14 protein-coding genes are annotated in these 24,593 nt (G+C 37.3%); 12 read left to right on the forward strand and 2 right to left on the reverse strand.

Going from position 1 to position 24,593, the window contains the following annotated elements:
* From BHE19_RS08355 to BHE19_RS08405, 11 genes are all read left to right on the forward strand, one after another.
* Positions 1-2,082 carry a fibronectin type III domain-containing protein gene (locus BHE19_RS08355; protein ID WP_070906697.1) on the forward strand — a complete coding sequence of 694 codons (2,082 nt, stop codon included), beginning with the start codon at positions 1-3 and terminating at the stop codon, positions 2,080-2,082.
* A gap of 4 nt (positions 2,083-2,086) precedes the next feature.
* Positions 2,087-3,406 carry a hypothetical protein gene (locus BHE19_RS08360; protein ID WP_123923481.1) on the forward strand — a complete coding sequence of 440 codons (1,320 nt, stop codon included), beginning with the start codon at positions 2,087-2,089 and terminating at the stop codon, positions 3,404-3,406.
* A gap of 31 nt (positions 3,407-3,437) precedes the next feature.
* The gene (locus BHE19_RS08365) at positions 3,438-4,679 is read left to right on the forward strand and encodes a hypothetical protein (RefSeq protein ID WP_070906699.1); all 1,242 of its coding nucleotides are present in this window, start codon (positions 3,438-3,440) and stop codon (positions 4,677-4,679) included.
* A 4-nt stretch (positions 4,680-4,683) separates the two neighbouring features.
* The gene (locus tag BHE19_RS08370) at positions 4,684-5,850 is read left to right on the forward strand and encodes a hypothetical protein (protein ID WP_070906700.1); all 1,167 of its coding nucleotides are present in this window, start codon (positions 4,684-4,686) and stop codon (positions 5,848-5,850) included.
* 4 nt (positions 5,851-5,854) lie between these two features.
* Complete coding sequence (locus BHE19_RS08375; RefSeq protein WP_123923483.1) at positions 5,855-7,039, forward strand: hypothetical protein; 1,185 nt, start codon at positions 5,855-5,857, stop codon at positions 7,037-7,039.
* A 19-nt stretch (positions 7,040-7,058) separates the two neighbouring features.
* Entirely contained in the window at positions 7,059-8,237 is a 1,179-nt protein-coding gene (locus BHE19_RS22605; protein WP_123923486.1) for a hypothetical protein, read from the forward strand.
* Between the two features lie 22 nt (positions 8,238-8,259).
* On the forward strand, positions 8,260-14,838 hold the full coding sequence (locus BHE19_RS08385) for a T9SS type A sorting domain-containing protein (RefSeq protein WP_070906703.1): 6,579 nt from the start codon (positions 8,260-8,262) through the stop codon (positions 14,836-14,838).
* A gap of 89 nt (positions 14,839-14,927) precedes the next feature.
* Positions 14,928-17,378, forward strand: a complete 2,451-nt coding sequence (locus tag BHE19_RS08390) for a porin family protein (protein ID WP_070906704.1) — start codon at positions 14,928-14,930, stop codon at positions 17,376-17,378.
* A gap of 35 nt (positions 17,379-17,413) precedes the next feature.
* Entirely contained in the window at positions 17,414-20,308 is a 2,895-nt protein-coding gene (locus BHE19_RS08395; protein ID WP_070906705.1) for a fibronectin type III domain-containing protein, read from the forward strand.
* A gap of 1 nt (position 20,309) precedes the next feature.
* On the forward strand, positions 20,310-20,855 hold the full coding sequence (locus BHE19_RS08400; RefSeq protein ID WP_123923488.1) for a hypothetical protein: 546 nt from the start codon (positions 20,310-20,312) through the stop codon (positions 20,853-20,855).
* Complete coding sequence (locus BHE19_RS08405; RefSeq protein WP_070906707.1) at positions 20,852-22,027, forward strand: hypothetical protein; 1,176 nt, start codon at positions 20,852-20,854, stop codon at positions 22,025-22,027. Before BHE19_RS08400 ends, BHE19_RS08405 begins: the two co-directional genes overlap by 4 nt.
* 96 nt (positions 22,028-22,123) lie before the next feature.
* Here the strand turns inward: BHE19_RS08405 and BHE19_RS08410 are convergent, their stop codons facing one another.
* Complete coding sequence (locus tag BHE19_RS08410) at positions 22,124-22,879, reverse strand: hypothetical protein (protein ID WP_070906708.1); 756 nt, start codon at positions 22,877-22,879, stop codon at positions 22,124-22,126.
* Between the two features lie 240 nt (positions 22,880-23,119).
* Here BHE19_RS08410 and BHE19_RS08415 point away from each other — a divergent pair, with 240 nt between their 5' ends.
* Positions 23,120-23,314 carry a hypothetical protein gene (locus BHE19_RS08415; RefSeq protein ID WP_017498217.1) on the forward strand — a complete coding sequence of 65 codons (195 nt, stop codon included), beginning with the start codon at positions 23,120-23,122 and terminating at the stop codon, positions 23,312-23,314.
* A 171-nt stretch (positions 23,315-23,485) separates the two neighbouring features.
* Here the strand turns inward: BHE19_RS08415 and BHE19_RS08420 are convergent, their stop codons facing one another.
* Positions 23,486-24,526: a PLP-dependent cysteine synthase family protein gene (locus BHE19_RS08420; RefSeq protein ID WP_026110163.1), complete on the reverse strand. Its 1,041-nt coding sequence runs from the start codon at positions 24,524-24,526 to the stop codon at positions 23,486-23,488.
* Positions 24,527-24,593: the final 67 nt, after the last annotated feature.

A 24,593-nucleotide genomic window follows, 5' to 3' on the forward strand; every position in this document is an offset into this window, starting at 1 on the left:
ATGAAGCTTAAATTTTTAATTCTCCTTACTTTTATAATAACCGGTACTAACTATGCACAAGAGAAAAATGGTACGGGAGAAGCGAATCCAAACGAAATAAAATCAGAAATACAAGTTATAGCCAGAGTGCAAAAAGACAGAATTTTGTTAAGATGGGCCGTCAGCAATGCGATGGCCTGGAAAAAACTAAATACTTATGGATATACTGTAGAACGTTATACCGTTACCCGTAACAATAAAACTTTGCCAACCCCTGAAAAAGTAGTTCTAATTAATGCTTTGAAACCGGAACCGCTGGAAACATGGGAAAAACTAATCGAAAAGAACGACAATGCTGCCATTGTAGCACAAGCTATTTATGGAGAAAATTTCTCGGTTACCGGTACAGATAAATTAGAAAATATCGTAAACCTGTCAGAAGAGAACGAGCAAAGGTTTACGTTTGCTCTGCTAACCGCCGACAGGGATTACGAAATTGCGAAAAAAGCAGGTCTGGGAATTGAAGATAAAACAGTTAAACCTAACGAAAAATATGCCTACAGGATAATCTCAAACGTACCTGAAAAAGAGGCTACAATTTCTTATGGTGGAATTTTCGTTGGATTAGAGGATTATCAACCTCTTCCAAAACCAATGGATTTTACGGCTCATTTTACAGACAGCAGCACCATGTTAAGCTGGAATTTTAAAATACTTTCGCATACCTATGCCAATTATTTTGTAGAACGTTCAACCGACAAAAAAACATTCGAAAGAATCACAGATAAACCTTACACCAGTTTAAATCAGGAAAACACCAGTAACAGTCAAATTTTCTATGTCGATTCTATTGCGAACAATAAACCGTACAGCTACAGAATTCAGGGAATTTCACCTTTTGGTGAATTAGGCCCCTATTCACAAGTTATAACAGGAAAAGGAACTGCGATCCTGAAATATGTTCCTCATCTTACTGTTAAAGAATTTAAAGATGAAAACACCGTTACGTTGACTTGGGAATTTCCGGCAGAAGGTGATAATGAAATCACAGGATTTGAATTAAACCGATCTGATAAGGATGATGATGGCTACAAAACGGTAATAAAAAACATTCCTGCCAAGAGTCGTACGGTGACGTACAACAAACTCTTATCGACGAATTATTTTACGATTACGGCCCTTGGAAAACAAGGCAGCAACAGAACTTCATTTCCTATGCTTGTACAGCCGGTAGACTCAATACCCCCTTCTAAACCAATCGGTTTAAAAGGAGTTATAGACAGTTTAGGTGTGGTGAAATTAACATGGGATCCTAACAAAGAGAAAGATCTTCTTGGTTATCGTATTTACAGAGGAAATACCACTGAAGAAGAACTTACACAGCTGACAGTAAGTCCTAGCGAACCCAACTCTTATCAGGACAAAGTGCTTGTTAAAAGTTTGAACAGTAAGGTTTATTACAAAGTTATTGCTGTAGATTATCATTACAATATGTCTGATTTCTCAGATGTTTTAATTATTAAAAAACCAGATGTAATCCCTCCCACCTCACCTGTTTTTACCAGCTTCAAAATCAAAGAAGGAGCTGTTTTTCTAGAATGGGTAAACAGCCAGAGTGAGGATGTGGCCGTACACCAGTTGTACCGAAAAGAAAATGATCAAAAAGACTGGACGCTGATTTTAGAAACAAAGAATAAGGAAGAAAAATTTCAGGACAAAACGGCGGTTGAAGGTAACACTTACCGTTATGCCATTTTTGCCAAAGATGAGAGTAATTTAGTTTCTAATCCTTCACCGGGACTAACTTTATTTGTTCCAAAGTATTCTGTAATGCCTGCTGTGAAAGGTTTTTTCGCTCAGCCTAATAAAACTTCCAATACTATTGATTTGTCCTGGGATTACGCGAACAATGAAGTTGATGGCTTCGAAATCTACAAAGCTTCAGATAAAGATCCATTGCAACTGATTCAGATTGTTCCTGGAAAAACACGCTTTTTACCAGATCCTACCATTACCATTAATACGACATACCAATACGGTATCAGAGCAACATTTAAAGATGGAAGAACCTCTAAAATGGATTTTTTCACTGTAAAGTTCTAAGGACATGAAACCATTTATGACATACAAAAACATATTCCAAACCTTAAAAATAGCCTGCCTGTTTTTGACTGTTTTTGGTATGCAGTTACTCAACGGCCAGACAACGTACAAGTATAAAGTGAAGTGGGACTTAAGAAAATCACCAAGCACCAGCCGAAACGTTTACTTTTACTTGAACACTGGTGATACATATCCCTTCAACGGAACTTATGCCAATGCAAGTTCGACGGGCTCAAGCAGTTCATTTTCGTATGTTTTAAAAAATTCAGGTGCTAGTCCGATGGATGGTGTCGTAGTTTCCAATACCCCATTGCGTCTTAGTGGAGCAGTTGATAACGTATCTTCGGGATTCTTTCAGAAACATGCACCATTTATGACAGGTCCGTATTCCGGTTACTGGCAATCTAACTTTGCTTATAATTTTGATAACGTTACGGTTACACACAATACCCAGTTTGAATTCTTCTATCTGCAAACCCTTGTGGAAGCAAACAATTACAATGTTTCAAATTCAGAGCTGAAACAATGTGAAACTTTCAATTTTACGGTAGCCGTAGTTGGTGAAAGTGGCTTTATGACTTTTGCTGTTGAATATTATGATCCAAACACGGCAGGCTGGAAAGAGCTTCTTCCTTATGCCTCAAGATCGGCACAAAACATACCAATAACGTTTACATCCATCCCTAATCTGCAATTGAATCAAAACTTTCAATTGAGGGCGAGATACACCAGAACCGGAAGTGGTGGTGCAAATGATTATTCTGATATTTTAACGTACAAATTTATTCCCTGCTCTCCTAAACTCAATGGTGCGCCGGTAACCGCTCAGGTTAAATGTTTTGATGAACCCACCGGCAGTGTCACTTTAAATTTTTTATCAGACATTCCAACAGGACAAAAATTACTTCTTACTTTATATCAAAACGGTGCCTATAGAAGTCACAAGTTTGCAAAAGATACAGATGTTAAGAACAGAGCTTATACCTGGGAAGGAATTGCTCCGGGTTCTTATACGATAAAGTACCAAACACAAAATGCTTCAGATCCTAATGCCACAATTGGATCAAGTCCGGTAGAAACTCCGGTATTCAAAATAGAAAATGCAGTGGCCTTAACTTTTAAAGCAACCGCCATACAGCCTCAATGCAGTACGGATAAAGGTGGCATTGAAATTTCAGTAAGTGGCGGAACACCTCCTTACTATTATATTCTCGATAATGAGACCAAAAAAGAGCTGGTCAAAAATCCTGACATCATAGATATTACAACCGATGGTGATCATAAAGTGATTGTCCTGGACCGTTTTGACTGCATGGAAAAATAACTTTGATAAATTCTATTCTAAACATTCAATAATGAATATTTTACACAAAACCACTTACCTTATGATTTTAGTCGCTTTTTTTGCGACTCAGCTCATTTATGGTCAAACGGGTAAAATATTAATTGAAACTCAGTTAACAAGATATGGTCCTGACCTGAAATCCAATACGTATAGTGTAAACATCACCACTAACGGATCTTCGGCTTTTGGTAAAGCCTATAACCTGAATAATAACGACGATGATGTTAAGGTTTACTATGATTTAGTACAGTATGATGAAACGAAATACCCTCTTAAAATTGTAATCAACGGTTCTTATGTTGTTAAACCAACCCAACTGGGAGGACCAGAATGCAATCAAAAAGATGAAGCGAATTTAGTTGCACCAAAAAGTGTATCTATGGGAGCTTGTCACGGCCGAACCAACTTCCTGCTTTTAGATCTGCCGAAACCAAGTGGCTCAATTGGCAACTGTGGCAATTTTACTGTACAAAAACAGATTCGATTGTCAGGTGCCGGTTATTCATGGCAGTACAAGAAAAATACCGACACCCAATGGAAGTATTTTACCTATGGTACACAATATAACGAAAATGGGATAAACTTTAATTTCAATGATGTTCCTGATTTGAAAGATTACACAGGGAACCTGTTTGTTAAATTTGTTGTTGAATACGAAAATCTAAATACTTCTAAAATTGAAACCTATGAGTCGGATATTGCCATCTATCCAATCATACCCTGCTCTCCAAAATTAGACACTACGTCAGATCCTAATTTTACCACTTGCAGTTACAGCAATGGCGGTGTAACCTTTACTTTTAGCAGACCTCTGGAACCGGGTGAAAAATACCTTTTCAATCGCAATCCTGTAGGCAGTACATTTATTACTGATGCAACTTCAAATGATCCTGATGTAGAAAAAATTTCTGCACTTAGTTACAAATGGAAAAATATACCCGCAGGTGTATATGAATTTAAGTACCAGACACAGTTTGGGAACAATACCCCGTCTACTTTGTCACCAGTATCGAAGTTCGAAATCACGCCAAGTAAAGCCTTAACTTTTACAGCAACGGACATACAGCCAGCGTGTAGTAGTGATAAAGGTGGTATTAGCATTTCAGTAAGTGGAGGAATGCCCCCTTACTTCTACATTCTCGATAATGAGCCCAAAAAAGAGCTTACTAAAAACCCTGACATCATCAATATTACAACGGATGGAGAGCATAAAGTAATAGTGGTAGACAGCTTTAATTGTATTGAAAAATAACACTATGACGAAAAAACTACTTTTATTTACTTTTTTTCTAGGAAACCTGTTTGTTCATGGGCAAACGGACTATGGAATTCTTGTAATTTCTACTTTATCACCTTCTCGTGGATGGGACGGCAGTCATGCCGGTAGCTTAAGCCTCACGTTGGGGAACAAATCGATATTTAAAAGTAGCAGTACCAGCGATGAAGTTGAAATTGAATATGATTTTTTCTATGTTACAGACAACCCTTCCAAAATAGATTACAGGAGTGCAACAGCCGGAAACAAAAATGGTACCGATTGTCAGATTAAAGACTCTACTCCTTTTAATATCGCTACTTTTAGCAGAGACGCTTTTGGAGGTTGTATTGGCGATTTTGAAGTATTAAGTATGAACATACCAATTCCTGTTTATCCCGAAACCAATCAAAAATGTGTAGAGGATATTATTACCCTTAAAAATGGCTGGAATTGGCAGTATCAATTTGATGGTGCTGGTTGGGCACCATTTCCATCACAATTTCAGGAAAAAGCGTCCATTTCATTCCAATTAAAAGATTTACCAAATTATAAAAGTACAGGCGATGTACGATTTAGAGCCGGATATCAACAACAATTTGCTAAAATCGTAACCTATAATATCATACCCTGTTCTCCAAGATTAGGCAATACGTCAGATCCGAACTATACCACTTGCAGTTACAGCAATGGCGGTGTAACCTTTACTTTTAGCAGACCTCTGGAACCGGGTGAAAAATACCTTTTCAATCGCAATCCTGTAGGTAGTACTTTTATTACTGATGCAACCTCAAATGATCCTGACGTAGAAAAAATTTCTGCACTTAGTTACAAGTGGAAAAATATACCCGTTGGTGTGTATGAATTTAAGTATCAGACACAGTTTGGAAGCAATACCCCGTCTACTTTGTCACCAGTAACGAAGTTCGAAATCAAACAAAGTACCCCCTTAACTTTTACAGCAACAGCAGTACAGCCAGTCTGTAGTACCGACGAAAAAGGGATTCGTATAACAGCTTCCGGAGGGTCAAAGTCCTACTATTATTTATTAGACGGTGAGCCATTAGCACAAAAACATGCCTTTACAAGTCCTCATACTATAAAAATAACAACAGACGGTGCTCATAAAGTGATCGTTGTAGACAGCTCTGATTGCATAGAACAATAACATTATGAAAAAAATAATATATCTTTTTTTATTCACTGTAATACTCTTATCTGGCAATAAGACTTATTCGCAAAAACTGTACATCGTCCGTCATAGTATGGGAAGCTGTGTTAATGAATGCGCTGCATTACAGTCTTATTTCTTTATGTCCGGCAACACCTACATTGCACCAGTTGCGGAATTTGGAGATTATCATGTATTTAATGTCCCTCCAACCTATGTTGAACTAATTTCGATAGCCGATACCAGTTTTGGCTGTGCCTGGCGTGACCCTATGGCCTGTTATGAACAGAGTACAATTAACATGAATGATTGTTTTTGGGGAATAACCAATGCCGTTTTACCTGAACCAACCGTACATACCAACTTGTTTTGCGATAAAAAAACACTTACCGCGGTAAGCTGCCCGGGACCCTATCGTTTTTCATGGGAATACAGTACTAATGGTATTAATTTCACTCCTATGAACATTACTACCACACCCAATCAAAGCTTTGAATTTGTCAAAGCCAATTATCCGGCTTTAAACAATTATACGGGAACTATCATTTTCAGGGTTTTAATTGACTCCGACCCAAGTGCACCTGATGAAAATGTATATTCTAATGTTGTTACTTACAATATTATACCTTGTTCTCCTAAACTTTCTGCTACCTCCGACCCAAACTATACCACTTGCAGTTACAGCAATGGCAGCGTAACTTTTACTTTTAGCAGACCTCTGGAACCGGGCGAAAAATACCTTTTCAATCGCAATGCTGTAGGCAGTACTTTTATTACTGATGCAACTTCAAATGATCCTGATGTAGAAAAAGTGTCTGCACTTAGTTACAAATGGAAAAATATCCCTCCGGGACAGTACCAATTTAAATTTCAAACACAGTTTGGTAACGGTACGCCTTCTACTTTGTCAGCGGTAACAAATTTCGAAATCAGACAAAATACAGCCTTAACTTTTTGGGCAACGGCAATACAACCTGAATGCAGTAACAGCCGAGGCTTCATAGAAATACATGCGGCCGGTGGAACAAGTCCGTACTTCTACATTTTAGACGATCAGACCGAAGTTGTAAACGGCCAGACAGTACCTAAAAAAGTTGGATTTTCCGGTTATCACCAAATCCCAATTACAGCAGACGGCGGGCACAAAGTAGTCGTTGTTGATGCTTCTAATTGTATTGAAAACTAACTATAAAATACTATCTAAAATGAATAGAACATTACTCTATCTGATATTATTTATGGCATCAATGACCCTGCAAGCTCAAACCGAGTACGGACTACTTATCAATACCGATTTGGAGCCTAGAACTGAACGTGAGCAAACTCAGGGATCATATGATATCTTTTTTTTGGGTAATAGTTTAAATTTATTCCCTAATGGTACGTATCAACCAATATCGCAAACTGATTTTTTCTATGCAACACCTGATCCGGTAACGAAAAGGATAGATTTTAGTTGTTTTAGTATGCATCAGGACTGCTACATTGAAAAGAATACTTTCATTGAAACAAATGGACCTCAATATGTCACTTTTTTTTCTGGATGCTTTGCTTCCTCATCAATACTTTTATTACATCTGACAAATACAAGCTCTAAAACTAGCTATTGTGTTAACGAAACAATCAATTTTGAAAATGGTTTCAATTGGCAATATAGTTATGACGGTCAAAATTGGGCTAATTTCCCAAGTGACTTTCAATCCTATCCGTCTATTTCATTCAAAATATCAGAGCTTGAGAATTATAATGGAAAAACTACAATTCATTTTAGAACTGGCTATCAGACGCAGTTTACTAATATAGTTACCTACGGTATTATCGGCTGTTCGCCTGAGTTGGCAGAAAAAAAACCAACTACAACTGCGGTCGAATGTGCTAATACAGCTACCGGAAGTGCTACTCTAAAGTTTGAATCACTGCTAAAAAAAGACGATCAGTTTCTATTTAATCTGTTCCGCGTCAATCCGGTGGCACCGGATACTGGTTTTATCAAAAGTATTAAAGCATCAGAAGAAGAAACTAAAAATAAAACCTACACCTGGAATGGAATAGCGGCGGGGACATACACTATAAAATATCAGGCGCAAAGTACTGCCGATAATGGTCAACAAGTAGGGTTAAGTGCTATCGTTACAGATCCTTTTACGATTGATGAAAAAGTCCCATTAACTTTTAAGACTACGGCCGTACAGCCGGCTTGCAGCACAGATCTAAAAGGAATATTGATCACTGCCTCAGGGGGAACCCCTCCCTACTATTATCTTTTAGACGGAGAACCCTTGGCACAAAAACATCTTTTTACAAATCCACATACCATACCCATAACGGAAGATGGACCTCATACCATTAAAATCGTTGACAAATTCGATTGCACAGAACAATAAATTCCCGAACAACCATATTATTATGAAAAAAATCTACTTATTACTACTGCTTCTTATGAGTTTCTTGGGGTATTCTCAAGCTCCGGACCCTCAACCGGCAGTTAACGGAGCCAGAACGATTACAATCACAACACCAAAAGCAATTACAGTTTCTGCTGGTACTTTGAGTTATACCAATACAACAGAAAATGGCAGAGCCAATGGTACGTTTTCTGTTATTTTTGAAGGAGGTACAGGCGACTACGTTTATTTCTTTTTCAAAGACGGGCAGCCTTATACTCCCGTTTCATGGACTTCACTGCCAGCCGGAAGCTACGTCATGTATGCAAAAGACAAAGACAGGGTTTGTAGAAGTGCTGATGTTCCTTTCATAATTAACGAACCTGGAAAATTAGTCGTTAGTACGCCAAAACCAACTAATATATTGTGTCCGGGAGGAACAGGTAGCCTAACCGCATCAGCTGTTGGAGGTTATCCTTATAGCGTAACACCAATAGACAGAACATATAATTATACCTGGTACAGCTGTGATGCAGCCGGAAATAACTCCAGTAAAATTTCGGGACCAAGCATAACCCCTGGTATCACGGGACAAAATGCCGGTTATTATAAAGTTATTGTTACCGATAGTAAGAATAATCCAGCTTCGGGACCAGTAGTGTTACTAGAGCCTAATCCTCAAATCGGATCCGCTGTGCTTTCTAAAAAAGACGTTAGCTGTTTTGATGGTAATGATGGGGAAATTAGGGTAAGTCTGAGCGGAGGAAGCGGTACACTTACCGTACTTTGGAATGACGGTGGTACAGGTGCAACCAGAACGGGCTTAAAAAAAGGAGATTACTCGTATACCGTAACAGATGTTAATAATTGTACTTTTTCCAACGGTGTAATAACCAAAATTACGCAGCCGCCAGCGGCATTAGCCATCACAAACATAACACAAACACAACCTACATCAACTGTTGCAACCGACGGTACCATTACCGTAACAGCAACGGGAGGAACTGCTCCCTATACTTACATATGGACTAAAAACGGTCAGCCTTTTAGTGCCAATACTAATGGCGCAGGGCTTACTACTGGCTTAGGAAACGGTATGTACAAGGTAACAGTAATAGATACAAAAGGATGTGACATTCCAAGCGGAATCGTTGAATTAAAAGCACTGGCTGTAGTCTTGCAAGATCAGACCAACATTAAATGTAAAGGAGTGCCTACTGGTAGTATAACCGTAGTAGCAAGTGGCGGAACACTAAACACTACTACGCCAAATTATAAATTTCAGTGGTTGTTAAACGGAACTGAAATGCCCGGAAAAGAATCGGCAACTCTAAGCGGAATTCTTAAAGGAAATTATACCGTAAAAGTGACCGATGCTAATAATAGTATCTTCTCTATAGTTTATACCATCTCAGAACCTGCAGACGTTCTTACTATAACAAACTCAACTGCGCAACGCCGTAATGTTTCCTGTAATGGTGGAACTGACGGAGCCGTAGACGTTACTGTTTCGGGAGGAACCGGAGCTTATAGTTATTTATGGAGTAACGGCAGTACAGCTTCAAGGCTGAGCAATGTTCCTGTTGGTACCTACTGGGTGGCCGTTACCGATGAAAATGGCTGCCCTGCACGATTAGACAATATCCAAATTACCCAGCCTAATCCAATTGTTGTTCCAACACCAGCTATTAAAAATGTAGCCATTTTTAATCAAAATACCGGTTCAATACTATTCCCTGCTGATCCAGCAGGAGGTACTCTGGCTTTCCAATACAAATGGACCCGTGCCGGTGATCCGACTTTTCCGAGAACAACAAGGGATATAACAGCTCTGAAAGCAGGAACTTATCGCTTAGAAATTAGAGATGCTAACGCAAATGCTGCAGACAATGCGGGATGTATCGTTACAAAGGACTATACGGTAACCGAATCGGACTTATTGGAAGTTCAGATTAAAGAAACCCAATTTATTAAATGTAATGGAGATTCTAACGGAAAATTGGTTGCTCTTGCTAAAGGTGGAATTGCACCTTACAAATATGTGTGGAAGAAAAATGGAATTGTACTTCCGTCTGAAACTGCATCGGAAATCACAAATTGTGGTGTTGGTCAATACAGCGTTACCGTAACCGATTCGGCAAATCCTGAACCAGCTGGTCCTTTTGCAAAAGCAGAACAACTCAACTATAAACTCAACGAGCCAGATGAATTAATAGTAAAATTAACAAAGCAAACTGATGTTTTATGTTATGGCGCCGCGACTGGTGCTATTGATATTACTATCACAGGAGGAACCGGACCTTATACACAACAATGGACTAAAAACGGTGTGAACTACTCTACGGCAGATGATATATCAAATCTTACAATAGGAAGTTATACCGTTACCGTAAAAGATCAGGCCGATCATGGTTGTACTGCAACACTTAATGTACCTGTAGTTATCACACAGCCTGCTGCACCATTAAAAATTGAAAGTGCAACCCTAGTTGACCTAACCGGTTTTGAAACTCAAAATGGTAGCATAACGGTAACCGTGTCGGGTGGAAAACCTAACTATAGTTATGAGTGGACAAAAGATGCATCGCCAACCATAATTGGTTCAGCTTCTTCCATCGGAAATTTAGCTATTGGTACTTATCATTTGATCGTTAGAGATGCAAATGGCTGTAGTCTTCCACAGGTAGATTACAAAATTACACAGCCCGACAAATTTGAGATCATCAGTATCATACAGACTTCAAATACAAATGTTGCCTGTTATGGCGATGAGCCAGGCATATTTACGGCTGTCGTACGAGGCGGTGTGAAAGCCTATACTTTTGAATGGTTAAATACTACAACCGGAGTAAAACATAAACATACCGAAAGTACCAAAGACGATTTAACCAGTTCGGAAGCTATAGAATTAGGAGCCGGAAATTATGTTATTACCGTAAAAGATCAGCAAAACAACATTCTTTTTGGAACAAACACTTTTACCATTACACAACCAGATAAACTGGCCTTTACCTACACCAAAACGGAGGTATCCTGTCATAATGGAAATAATGGTACCGTGCAGTTAAACATCGTTGGAGGAACTAAGTTCGCCGACATCTCAAAACCGTACACTATCGTAGCAAGTGGCGGAACAGTTGATGCCCAAAACGGAATCATTTCAGGATTGTCTAACGGAAGCTACACCATATTTATAAGTGATGCTAACGGATGTCAGACACAAGTACAAACGGTTGGTATCACTGAACCAGCAAAATCTCTTTTCATCAGCAGCGAGACGGTTATACCAACAACAGGTTTTGGTTTATCGACCGGTAAAATTGCAATTACCGTAGAGGGTGGAACTCCGGGATATACCTACCAATGGAAAAATAATTCGAACACGGTAGTAGGAACTAATAGTCCTGCCTTAAACAATGTTCCTGCAGGAGTTTATACCGTTTTGATAACCGACTCAAAACTATGTACGATCACCAACAGTTATACAATAGAACAACCAACAAAACCTGTATTGACCGAAACTCATTTACAGGCAAAATGTAACGGTTTAGTAGGCTCTTTAGAAGCTATTGCAACCGGAGGAGCAACTTTTGCACAAAACCAAATTGATAGAATTTACACTTATAAACTAAGAAATAAAACAACCGGAACTGTCGTAACTATTGTTCAAAACACAGCCAGTTTTAAAAACATAGCAGACGGAGACTATGCACTTACCGCTACCGATGTGGGGAATGTAGACTCTAATACTATTGACGTAACGTTTAAACAGCCTACTGCCGTTACGGTAAACTTAACCTCAAAAACTCCCGTGAGTTGTTTTGCGGGACAAGACGGAGCAATTCAAATAGCTGTTACCGGAGGAACACCTTTCATTGTAAATGGTGCTCCGGTTTATAACTATCAATGGAAAAAGAGAAATACCGCCACCAATACTTACGAAAACTTTACACCAGTAGCCTTAAACGCCCTTACTGAAGGCGATTATGCAGTAGAAGTTCGTGACGCCAATTACAATTCAGCTGATGCAACCCATTGTATCGGAATTCTGGAGAACATCATCATCACACAACCGGCAGATTTTGGATTTGATGTTGATAAAATTACCTATATCAACCCTACAGCCCTAAACGGAAATGACGGTGCACTGCATTTTGAAATTATAGGAGGAAAACCAAATTTTGAGTATAAACTCTACACTAAAGATGCGCTGGCTAACATAACAGTTCTAAAAACAATTTCAAATACAGCAGCCAAAATGGTCGACTTTACAGGTTTAGTCAAAGATCACTATTATGTATCCGTTCAGGATGCAACTGGCTGTACAAAATATGCTGATTTTGACTTTACCGATAATCCGTTAACCATCACAATCAGACAAACTCAGGACATGACCTGCTTTGAATCCAACAATGCCATTCTCGAAGCAACCGTAGCCGGAGGTTTTGGAACCAAAAAAATTAGTTGGTACAGAAACAATACCTTATTGCCAAATGAAAACAGCATCAAACTCATCAATGCCAAAATAGGTACTTACTACGCTGTTGTAAAAGATTCAAAAGCAATTGAAGTAACCACTACTCCAATAATCATAACTCAGCCGGATTATATAACCTTTACATCCGTTCCCGAACCTGTAAAATGTTTAGGAGATACAAACGGAAGTATTGCTATCACAGCAGCAGGAGGAAATGGAATATTCAGATCCCGTTATTTCCAAAATGGAATCCTAGTTAAAGACTGGACCAATTTCGCGAACGGAGCAAAAACCATTATTACTGATTTAGCTAATGGAGAATACACCATTCAGGTACAAGACACACAGCAATGTACAAGCACAGAGGCGACTGTAAAAATTACGTCTCCAACTGCTTTAATAATTAGCAAAATTGTATCAACTCCTGCTACAGGAAAAGGACTAAGCAACGGATCTCTGGCCATAACCGCACAGGGAGCCAATGGTACATATACCTATAACTGGTTCAAAAGCGATGGTACAGCATTGAATCAGACCACAGCCACAGCAATAAATCTGGCAGCCGGAAACTACTATGTTATCATCAAAGATGCTAAAAACTGTAGTTTAACTTCACAGCTATTACAAGTTACCGAACCGCCTCTACTAGAAACTAGCGTAGAAGTACAAAATGTTGTTTTATGTAATGGAGATAAAAACGGAAGTTTGAAACCTATTACAATTGGTGGATTCCTAAAACCGGGTGAAAGCTATACTTATCAGTGGTTTGCAGAAAACAATGCCACCGTATTGGCCACAACGACTACTCTAACAGGTATCGGAAAAGGTTCGTACTATACAATCGCAACAGATTCAAATGGAAACAAAGCTACAAGTCCAATTTTCATCGTTACTGAACCTCAGGTTCTCAACAATAATCTTACCGCTGACTATACTCTTTGTGGAGACTTCAACGACTGGACTATTGATGCTACCCCATCAGGAGGAACACTACCGTATACCTACAGCTGGAATACAGGTGCTCAAACTGCTACCATAAAAAATGTACCACCGGGTTATTATTTTGTCAAAATCACAGACAAACACGGTTGTACCGTTACAAAAAATATTACCATTGTAGCACCTGTTCATTTGGCAGCGGCCGAAACCATTAAAATACCAACCTGTTATGCCGGTTCTGATGCGACTATTACCTTGACCGCTTCAGGAGGAAAAGCGCCTTATACTTATTTATGGAATACCGGTGAAACCTCAAATGTGTTAAAGAATGCTTCGGCTGGAGAATATAAAGTTGCCGTTACAGACAGCAAAGGTTGTATTATCAATCATACCTACACCATTGTCAATCCACCGAAAGATGTTATTAATATCGGAGAAGATGTGACTTTATGTTTTGATCAGACCTTAACCATTAATGCCACAATTAATGACGATAAAGCGACCTATTCATGGACCTCTGATAAAGGTTTCAAGAGCAATAAAGCTATAGTTACCGTTTCTGAACCTGCAAATTATACCGTTGTTGTTACCAACAAATTGGGTTGTGAGGCTACAGATACCATCAAAATTTCAAGTCAGAATACCCCAATTAGTGCTGAATTTGCCATCTCGAGTCAGGTATTCAAAAACGAAAAATTCATAATTGTTGACATCAGTAATCCTGACGCCGATGAAATCGAATGGGTAATTCCTGCCAATGCAACCGTAATCTCGAAAAACAAAGATTTTGCCGAAATCAGTTTCAGTCAGGCCGGTGAATACGACATTACACTGAACACTAAAAAAGGAAACTGTACTGCTTTTCAAACCAAGTCAATCTTAGTAACTGAAGGAGAATATGAAGAAAACAACCCGGACGATCAGACTTTCAAGAAATTCGATCTGAAAATCTATCCAAATCCGTCAAAAGGAGCTTTTACTGTAGATGTACTGCTGGATAAAGTAATGCCGGCACATGTTAAGGTTTATAATTTGAACAACAACTTACTGATAGATTCAAAAACACAGGAAGGCAAAGACAATTACCTGTTCAACTTTAGTTTAACCGGGCTTCCGTCAGGAATATATTTCGTGTTATTCGAGTCACAGCAAGGAAGTAAATTGAGAAAAATCATTATTCAGTAAACTCTAATTTATCCAGCAAGCAAAAATTATAAATTTCAAATACTAATGGAAATCAAGAAAACAATCTTGATTTCCATGGCCCATAAAGAATGATTTTAAAAAGAATAATTTTAATTACACTACTGCTTTTCACCGGTACCTTTGCTTTTTCGCAAAACTTTAATGTACAGGAGCTAGGCAAAGCGAAACTTATAAATGTCAGTGGTGGTGCATCAGCCAATACTGTATTCTATTCCGGTAATGCCACACGAGAGCCCTTCAGTTATTTTTTGAACGGAAACATCAATTTCAATATTGCCAATCTGTACAACATTCCGCTTTCGTTTTCCTATACCAATCAAAAATTCGGGTACAACAAACCTGTTTTAATGAATCGTCTGAGCATACATCCTTCCTATAAATGGATTACTGCCCATATTGGAGATGTCAGCATGACCTTCTCCCCTTACACGCTGAGTGGTCATCAGTTTACCGGTTTTGGAGTGGATTTAACCCCACAGGGAAAATTTAAAATCAGTGCGATGTACGGACGATTATTAAAAAGTAACGAATTTGATTCAGCCTATCCGGATATTCTGCCTGCTTACAAAAGATTTGGATACGGATTTAAAACCGCTTATTCCCTAGAGAAAATAAACCTGGGACTTACCTTGTTTAAGGCAAAGGATCAGATCAATTCTTTAAACAACCCTGTACCCTTTGAACTGGATGTCGCTCCAAAGGAAAATGCTGCCATCAGTTTTGAAACTAATTTTAAACTTTTTCAAAAACTACAAGTCTCTACCGAATATGCCAGCAGTAGTATTACTGAAGATTTAAGAGTTGTGGCAAATGGAAAAGCAAAAGGAGTTTCCTCGTTTCTATTGGGTAGAAATAGCACTACCACAAGTTATAATGCCTTTAAAGGACAATTGGCTTACCCGGCCGGAAAAGGAACTTTAGGATTAGGTTACGAACGAATTGACCCTAACTACAGAACCTTTGGAGGATACTATTTTAATAACGATTTAGAAAACGTAACCGTTAATGCAACCCAAAGTTTGTATAAAGATAAAGTGTCGCTTGCTTTAAACTTAGGACTTCAGAAAGACAATTTAGAAAAGCAGAAAGAAAGCCAGATGAAACGTTTGGTAACCTCAGCTAATGTCGATTTGAGACCCAATCAAAAATTAAACCTGAACCTGAACTACTCTAACTTTCAATCGTTCACCAACAGCCGTAATCAATTTGACTACATCAATCAGGCTTCAAATTACGAGTATTTAGATACGTTAAACTTTAGACAAGTGAACCAAAATTTAGGTCTGACTGTAAATTATCTGTTAAGAAATGACAAACAGCTTAAAAAAGCAATTAGTGCCAATTTCTCTATGCAGGATGCCGTAAACCAACAACAAGGAAAAACAATTGCAGGCGGAGCTTCTACCTATTACAACTCAGCCCTAACCTATTCTCTTGGTTATCCTCAAAAAGAGCTAAGTTTCAACGGTTCCATAAACAATACCTATGGACAAACGGATGGAGGAAAGAGTTTTATTATCGGACCAACAGTTGGCGCTTCCAAATTATTTTTTGATAAAAAACTGAATGCCAATGCCTCGACCAGTTACAACACCAGCTATAACAATGGTCGCAAGCAAAACGATATTTTCAATTTCAGATTGAACGGGTCTTACATTTATCTTGAAAAACACAATTTCAACATGAGTGTCATCACACTATTCAATAAAACAGCCACCGGTAAAAACAACGATATGACTGCTACACTGTCTTATTCGTATTCTTTCGACAAAATCAAAATGCGACCGAAGAGAGAACCAAGAACAGAGGAAGACATGAACCTTACTTCTATTCTGAAAATAAATCTTAACGGAAAAGCTTTAGAAGGAACACGCGATCAGATTACAGCTCAATTAAAAGAAATGCAATTGGCACTAAACCCATTACCGGAAAAAGAAAGTACAAATTTAGAGCATTTACTCACACTGGCTTCCCTTACACCGGATGACAAACAATTTAAAGAGAAAGTATTAGATTATCTCGAAGCTTACAACATCGAAGCTGAAAACGTAAAAAAATACAAAGATTATGTGCTCGAAGCTGCCAAAAAATTAGAAACAGAGATGAAAGACAAAGATGCAAGTCTGGAAAATGCTTATGTATCGGCTTTAGGAAGAGTAAACAGCCACAAATTGCATGGTGTGAATGAAGAAAACATTACCGATAAAACAGCTTACAAATCCTATCAGAAATTGGTGGAACGAAGTAACAAAAATCGCGATCAGCTTACACGCCACCGATGGATGCTTAAAGAAATTTCAGCATTAACCAAACTGCCGGCTGCCGAAATACAGCAAAATCCCGCTGCAGTAGTTTTTAGTGCAGAAGAAATGGAAGAAGCTTTTAAATCGATAAAAGAAAAAAAATCCGGTCCTGAAATAATAGCGGCTATCGAAGTCAAAATGATACCGTTTTATCATGATCTCGCTCTCAAAAATGCAAACATTGATGAAATCGATCTTAACCATATTCAAAAATAAAAGGAGTGAATACCTACCTGCTAATCTCACAAAAAATGGATAAAATTCAATTACCCAAAATGCTGAAAAACTTACACCTGTACCTGCTGCTGCTCTGCTCCCTAATAGGATTTGAAGGATTTGCTCAAACCTTCCCGATTTCGGTTACCACCCAAATTACGCAGCCATCACCTATTTACCTGAGCAAATATGCCGATGCGACTACCATAAACAGTCCCATTAAAATTCAATTGCTACTCAACGATTTAACCATCTCCAATCGTCAGGTTCGATTAAAAATATACTTTCAGGGCAATGGAGTTTCGTTCAGCAACAACGATTTTGTTGTAGGAGCAAAACCACTGTATCTCGAAGGAGGATTTCCATTACAATTAACCAATGTTGATCTGGCTCCCTATTTTCAGTTTCAAAACCTGCTGGGATTAAATCCAAATCAATATGCTCAGCCTTTACCCGAAGGAATCAGTAACTTTTATGTAGAAGTATATGATTTTGCCACAGGAAAAAAACTGTCTCGAAAAACGGGTACAACTACCGTTATTTTTCAAAACGAACCTCCCTTCCTGAACCTGCCTTTAAACAATGCTTCGATCATGCAGCAGAACCTGCAGAACATTGTTTTTAACTGGACACCGCGAAGCATCAACGTTAGTAATGTAGAATACGAATTTTCATTAGTCGAGATTTGGGACAATTACACCCCGGTGCAAAATGCATTTGCTTACTCACCACCCCTGTACACCACCACAACCAAAATGACTACCCTGCAATATGGCATGAGTGAACCACAACTGATTCCCGGCAAAAAATACGCCTGGCGCATCAAAGCAAAAGCCATTTTAGGGGCCGAAGAAATTGGGGTTTTTAAAAACAACGGTTATACCGAAATCTTTGCCTTTACTTACGAAGTGTTTTGTACCTCTCCCCTTGCCATTAAAACCGAAAGCATCGGTCAGGATCAGGCCAAGATAAACTGGAGTGGTAACATCGACAACTTTGACTATCAGGTAAACTATCGCGAGAAAAATTCCGGTTCGGAATGGTACAAAGCCGTAACTCCAAGAGAAAATATTACGCTTAGCAACTTAAAGCCTAACACCACCTACGAATATACCGTAGGATCATCTTGTGATGTGGGCAAATATATTCACAGTTCAATATATGAATTTACTACCATTGCCAGAGACGAGATTGTATTTCAGGGCTGTGGTATCAAACCCGATCCGAAAGATCTGACCAACCAAACACCACTACCGGAACTTTTCCCAAATGATGTAATTTCAGCGGGAGATTTCCCTATTGTGGTATTACACGCCACAGGAAGCAACGGTACCTTCTCAGGAGACGGTTATGTAACGCTGCCCTTCTTAGAAAAATTCAGAAAACTCATTGATGCCGCTGAAGCCTTAAGCCCAAAAGATGGTGAAGGCAACTCAAAATGGAACCTAAGCGAAAATACCCGAATCAAAATTACCTTTGACAATATTGGTCTTAATACTGATTTCAAATTAATTTCGGGTGAAATTGTGGCTGGTTATGATGCTGGTAACTGGGATAATATGCTTGATGGTGACAAATTAGTTGATGATATTGCTGCAGCTTTTGAAAAAGAAGCAGCAGAACTACAAAAAGAAATTAATGAGCCTGAAATAACTCAAAATACAGAGGTACCAACTAATTCTGGTCAAGACCCAGCTGTTATTCCAAATCCAACAAATGAAGTAACACCGCCAGTCTCAAATGTCACAACTCCGCCAGTGACAAATACCCCAACAAATCCAACGGGAGGGACCCCAGTTCCGTCAAACAACACAAATGCTCCTCCTAAGCCAACTGAAAACTCTAATACTACCGAACCAAAAAAAGAAGGAAAACCCTTCAGTTCAAAAGAACTTTACGCCATAGGTTTAAATAGTAAAGATGAACCTAAGAGAGTTGCTAAAACAGGACAAACTTTGTATTATATAAACAAGGCTTCGCTACTAAATGAAAAAAAGGAAACCACTTTTTTACTTGTTAACAATCCGAATTATGCTGAAAAATTAGTTGATAAAGAGTCTATAAAATGGACTGTAAATGGTACTCCTTTTCCAGCCTTTACAGGTAAAAAACAATTTGTTAAAAATGTTTCAGAAAAAGACGAGCTGACTAATGTAACTTCTACAGCAGGATACCCAAATCCAACAGATAAATATGTTTACGTAAAATGGGTTGACCACAATTACAGTTCTAATACATTAGCGGTTGAAGGATCAAAAATTGCCGAATTTAAGAAAACCTTAGAGAAGCTGGCACGTTATCTGGGCACCAGAGTTTACAATAGAAGGGATCGTCCGAAAGGAGAGGGAGATAAAGGAATCTTATATGATGTATCTTATCAAAACACCATTCAAAATAAAGAAGGGGAATCAAACAGACTTTATTATAAAGAAACGGAAAGTGTCACAAAACTTGAAGTAGGAGCTAAAATTGGTTACGAAGCGCCTGTACCAGGATGCGCTATACCTTCAATTGACAGAATGCTTTTTGGACACAAATTTAAGGTTGAATTTGGTTTATACTGGTTTGTAGGTGCCCAAACTTCAGCTACTATTGGAATGACCAATACAACAAGAGATTGGGTTGATAATCCTCAAATGCGAACTTCAACCTGGACCTATGGTCATCCTTCGACTTTTGCGATTGAAGGAACTGTTGGGCTTAACCCAAAATTCGTAATAAAGGTACCAGGTATTTCGGGAGAAGCTTCCGCTAAATCTTCAGCAAAAGCGAAATTATATGAATTTAATTTTAAAAAATGGAAGAGTTCATTTCCTTTGGTAGAAGATGGAATTCCTCTAGAAATTAGCCCTATTACAAAATTTGATATATTTGGCTTAAGTTGGTCACACGAATGGGGCAAATACGAACACACTATAAAATTTAATTAAAATGAAAATAAAGAATAGTATTTTTTTCAAAAAATATAAGATCATAAAGATCATATTATTAATACATCTGCTTGTTTCGTTTATTGTTACCACTACAATGGCTGTACATGGCCTTATTGATGGAAATATAAAAAAACCCTTTCAGGAAAATTATGAAAATTATATCGCATTGTACAATCCTAAAGAATATTTGAAAGATGCTGTTTTTGTAGTCGATACCGCCTATATTGAAACTCAGGCAACTTCAAATCAGGGATCATCCACAACTTTCAAGGATTACACTATAATCAGAGGACATTTATTATACTCCAAAACTAAACAGGAGATTACTTGTAAGTACGTAAATTCAAATGTATTAGATAGCTATTATCATCAAAAAGTAGAAAAAATAAACGTCTTAAAAAACAGCATCAATGGTATTGCCTTTTTAGAAGACAAAAAATATATTAGCTCTGAAAAAATGAATGCTGTTGCGAACTTGTATTTTAATCTTTCACTCATTCCGCTTATCCTAATTTTATTAATATTAAAAATCAAATCAAAATGAAAAAGTATCTAACTCTTTTAATCATTCTTTTCTTTACAACTGGAAATGGACAAAATCTGGTTTTAGAATATTCAGGAGACAATACTGTCGATTTTCATATCTATAATTCCACAGATAATTTTAAATACAAAATTGATGATATTACAAAAGTAGATAGATCAACTGTAGAAGGATTAGTCCAATCTTACTTTTTTGCTACAAACAATGACTGGTTAAAGAATAATTATCTGGAAGAAAAAAGTTTTAATCCTAATGAAGAGAAACATTTTAATACCTTAAAAAAACTAAATAAAGAAAAAAGCAAAGTAGTTTTTTTGCATAAGCTCTCCTACAAACATGAAGGTTTTGAGATGTGTTTTATAAACTTTATTGCTGATTTAGATGGAATCGATTTTAAGTTTCCTACATTACTTTCTTGCATAAAAAAAGATAACAAATGGTACATTTATAATCTGGCAAACCAACAAAAAATTACTGATATCTTGTGGACTTTCAGATCCTGTAGAATTTTACAATTAATAAATGGGCAGAAAACAAGCAATGCTTTGATGAATAACCTTATTCAGAAAACATTAAGTACCAACAAATTTTTAGATATCAACAAATTATACGATGAAACCCAAACCTGGAGCTTTGATGATGCTAACCAGCGATTTTTTACGATGACAGATAATAACAATTGCGATGACAATACTATTTTAGACGTCAGTAAGAGTATCAATTTTACATCTGTTTTTAAAAGTGCTAAAATTAGTACTTTTGATAAAGACGATCAGACAAAGAATGCTGCTATCATTTCTAGCATCAAAAAGAATGCTACTGATTCTGTTTATTTAAAAGCAAAATTTGATCTTGATTATAATGGCCGTACTTATTCTGTGATAAAATATAATTTAATTAATTCTACGGGCAAATCTACCTTAAAAACACAGCTATTAGATAGTACATTAGATGTTTCGTCACAACAAATATCAGAGGTTATCTTTTTATTCGAAAATTTAAATCTTCAAATTTTCAGCGATTTATCTCCTGCCATGAATGCTCCGGAATCACAAAAACAGGATATTTTATATAAAAACACAAGAGGTAATCTGGATGTACTAAATATTAGTAAACTTTTTGATTTGTACCAAAAGAACAAACCATTGTTTGCCAAATATCTTGAAAATTAGTGTTCCATCAGTACTTCTCGAAACATTTTATCTTCTATAAACACCAAAAGCTCTGGAAACCCAGAGCTTTTTCTATTCAAAAAAACAACAAATCAATCAATTTTCTCTAATCACTTTTTTTTCTGAATAATTAATGCCTAGTCCTCCGGCAATATAAACCTTAATCAACTCCTCAGTGTTGATCTTTATATTTTGATGAAGAACATTACCTTTCACTTTTTTAAGGTCAAAAGGGATCGTTTTGGATAAATAATAATCCCCGCTCGAGATTGTAATCATAAGTGCTTCACCCTTTTTAGGAACCAGGGACGTAATCGAAAAATCACCTGTTTTCGAATCGATTTTCATAGGAGGCTGTGAGTCATTAATACTAAGGGTTAGATTCGGGTAGATCTTGCCGTTTAAGGGCCTGTTTGTTTTTGCATCTAACAACTTCCCTTTGATCGTTATCGAAATTTCTTCCTGAACGGTTTGACTAACGGCTATTTTGCCCAGAATATTACTTTTAGGTACTGATTCATTTATTTCAGTTTTAACCGGAGTTTTTTCCTGTCCTGTAACATTTGAAGCCAGCAAAATAGAAGCTGCTACTGCCGCATACTTCAGATTATTCATTTTGGAAGTCTCCTGGTGTACAAACTCCTCCTCTAACTGTGTTGTTTTTAATCGCGCACAAATGTTCTGATCTTTATTCTCTACGATGAACCTGGCCACTTCAGAGTTCGTTTTTCGGCTTAAATCAATTACATTCTTGGCACAGGAACTACAAAACGAGCCCTGTGAATTGGGAATCATATTATCAAAATTTTCAGAACAAGGGTTGGCTATTTCTAAAGTGAATTTCTTTTTCATACGATACTATTTTTAGTTTAAACCGTTCAAAGACGATTATACTTCTATAGAGTGCATTTTAAATGAAAAGGTTGGGAAGAACTAAAAATATTTTTCCATTTATCACAATTTAGTCCTATTGGGAGTATACACATTAACCTTCATCTTTCTCTTTATGTTGCAGAAATGATCAAAATTCTTTCAAAGAAGAAATAACAAAACTCATACAGTTTAATATATTTGCAGTTAAAAAAACAAATAATGAAAACATCAAAATATACCAAATTTGCAGTAATTCTTTTGGTTATTGTCTTTTTACTCCTTAGCATAATAAGCTGTAGTGTACATACACAAAGTACTCCTTCCGGTAAAATTCCACCAGGGCAGGCTAAAAAAATCTCCGGAAGCAAAAGTGCTAAAGCTTATGCACCGGGACAACAAAAAAAACAACACTAAAAAACAAAAAGCCTTCTTAAATATTTAAGAAGGCTTTTTATTACTCCAAACATGTTTTTTAAATACATAGGATATCGTTATTTATTCCCTTTAGTTTTAGAACATTTCACAAATAAAAAGCCTCACTCGCAAAACGAATGAGGCAATATATTAGAAAAGCAGTTTACCGTACTACTTTACAAATTCAATTTTTTGAACTTCTTCTTCATTGACACTGTCAAAGAAGCCTTGTTCGTTCATCCAGTCATCGCTGAATACTTTACTCATATAACGAGAACCGTGATCTGGAAAAATAGCGATAATATTACTGTCTTTAGTAAATTCTCCTTCTTCTGCGTATTGCTTAATAGCCTGCATTACAGCTCCTGAAGTATATCCTACAAATAACCCTTCTTTTCTGGTAATCTCTCTGGCAGAGTGAGCACTTTCTTCATCCGTCACTTTCATGAACTTATCGATGATATCAAAATCTGTAGCCGAAGGAATTAAATTTTTACCTAAACCTTCTATACGGTACGGATAAATCTCTTTGTTATCGAATTCTTTTGTTTCGTGGTATTTTTTTAATACTGATCCAAAAGCATCAACACCTAAAATTCTGATATTTGGATTTTTCTCTTTTAAGAATTTTGCAGTTCCTGAGATCGTTCCTCCTGTTCCGCTGCAGGCAATAAGATGCGTAATTTTGCCTTTTGTCTGTTCCCAGATTTCTGGTCCGGTAGAGTTATAATGTGCATCAATATTCAACTGATTAAAGTATTGATTAATGTACACAGAACCTTTTGTTTCTTCGTGTAAACGTTTCGCTACATTATAGTATGATCTTTCATCATCTGCTGAAACGTGAGCCGGGCATACATAAACTTTTGCACCTAAACTCCTTAACATGTCAATTTTATCTTTCGATGACTTTGAACTTACTGCCAAAATACAATTATAACCTTTTATAATGCTTACCATAGCCAAACTAAAACCTGTATTACCGGATGTCGTTTCGATTATGGTATCACCTGGCGACAGAATACCTTTTTTTTCGGCCTCTTCAAGAATGTATAACGCTATTCTATCTTTTGAGGAATGTCCTGGATTAAAAGCTTCTACCTTTGCGTAGAAATTACCTTCTAACTCTTCGGTGATTTTATTTAGTTTAATAAGGGGGGTATTGCCTATTAATTCTAAAACATTATTATAAGCGTTTATTTCTTCTTTCATAAAAAAATAGTTAATCAAAGGCATTTTAAAATAACCTTGATAGGTTGCAAATTTAACAAAAAAAATC

Origin of the sequence: Flavobacterium tructae (genome assembly GCF_001853485.1) — a bacterium.
Lineage (GTDB): Bacteria > Bacteroidota > Bacteroidia > Flavobacteriales > Flavobacteriaceae > Flavobacterium > Flavobacterium tructae.